Here is a 1,253-nt window from a genome sequence, read left to right on the forward strand (position 1 = left end):
TGCCCGCAGCGCGGTCTCGTCGGCGCGTTCGTGGACGACGACGGCCGCGCCCGCGACCTCGCGGTGCGCGAAGGCGCAGTGATCGTCGAGTGGTCGGCCGACGAAGACCACCGGGGCGAGGTGACGGTGTGAGCGGCAGGCAGAATCCAGACGTCAACACGCTGTTTCGCGACGTGGACGAGCTGATCGAGAGCAAGCGGCAGGCCGTCCGCAGGGGCGCGGAAGCGCTCGCCCGCGCCGAGACCGCCGAGCTGGAGCGCGACGCGTTCCTGTACCGGCTCCAGCGCTCCGAGGCCGCCCTCTCGCAGATCCGGCAGCAGATCGAACGGTGGCGGTACACGCCCGACCGCAAGCGCGCGGCCGAGGAGATGGCCGCCGTGATCGACCGCGCCACGAGCAACGACACGCAGGAGGACGGAAGTTGACCCACCTCGCCGCCCTCTCGCTCGACGTCCGCCGCCTCGCGGACGACGGAGGCCTACTCGACCAGCTCGCCGCCCTGCTGCCCGAGCCGGTAGGCGACCCGGCGCGCGGCACGTCGTCGCACCACAAAGTGACGGGCAGCCCGGCGCCGTGGCACCCCGAGGCCGGTGTCGCCCTGCTCACGATCCACGAGGGCGCGCGACGCCTCGAGGCGAGCCTGCGCCGGGACTCGGCCGGCCGGTTGGGCGGTCGGCGCGGCGGGTCGGACACCAACACCCGCGACGCGCTCCGCAGCATCGTCCGGCTCGCCGAGGCCGTCCCCGAGGACAGGGCGCGACTCGCCGCGCGCATCGTCGCCGGATGGGTGCAAACGGCCGCGCAGGTCGGCGACATCGACCAGGCGGACCGGTGGGTGCCGCTGCCCCGGCTCCCCGGGCACCTGCCGCCGGCCTGCGAGTACTGCGGGGCGTACTCGCTGCGCTGGTCCCGGCACCGCGGTGAGGTCCGCTGCTGCACGCCCGACTGCACAGACCCGGACGGGAACCGGCCGCGCGCCCGCATGGAGACCGGCCGCTACTCCGGCCGCGCGTCGCTCGTCTGGCAGGACGGCCGCTCCGTCGTCTACGCCGTCCCGGAACCGGCGCCGTGACCGCCTGGACCGCAGAGGACGCGGCGGACCTGCTCGACCCGCGCATGACGGTCGAGCAGGTCCGCGCGCTCATCCTCGCCGCCGCGATCCAGCCGGTCGGGCACCGCCGCACCGGCCGCCCCGGACGGCCCGCCCCCGAGTACCCGGCCGCGCTGATCCTCCGCGCGCACGCCGCTATCGC

At 75.4% G+C, this 1,253-nt stretch carries 3 protein-coding genes; all 3 read left to right on the top strand.

Going from position 1 to position 1,253, the window contains the following annotated elements:
- The first annotated feature begins 128 nt into the window (after window positions 1–128).
- Window positions 129–425, top strand: a complete 297-nt coding sequence (locus tag amrb99_RS49410; RefSeq protein ID WP_190869025.1) for a hypothetical protein — start codon at window positions 129–131, stop codon at window positions 423–425.
- Window positions 422–1,072: a hypothetical protein gene (locus tag amrb99_RS49415; RefSeq protein WP_190869026.1), complete on the top strand. Its 651-nt coding sequence runs from the start codon at window positions 422–424 to the stop codon at window positions 1,070–1,072. The genes amrb99_RS49410 and amrb99_RS49415 overlap by 4 nt, the downstream gene beginning before the upstream one ends.
- A partial coding sequence (locus amrb99_RS49420; protein WP_190869027.1) for a hypothetical protein occupies window positions 1,069–1,253 on the top strand: 185 nt, incomplete at its 3' end. The genes amrb99_RS49415 and amrb99_RS49420, both read left to right, overlap by 4 nt.

The sequence above is a fragment of the Actinomadura sp. RB99 genome, assembly GCF_014706005.1.
GTDB lineage: Bacteria > Actinomycetota > Actinomycetes > Streptosporangiales > Streptosporangiaceae > Spirillospora.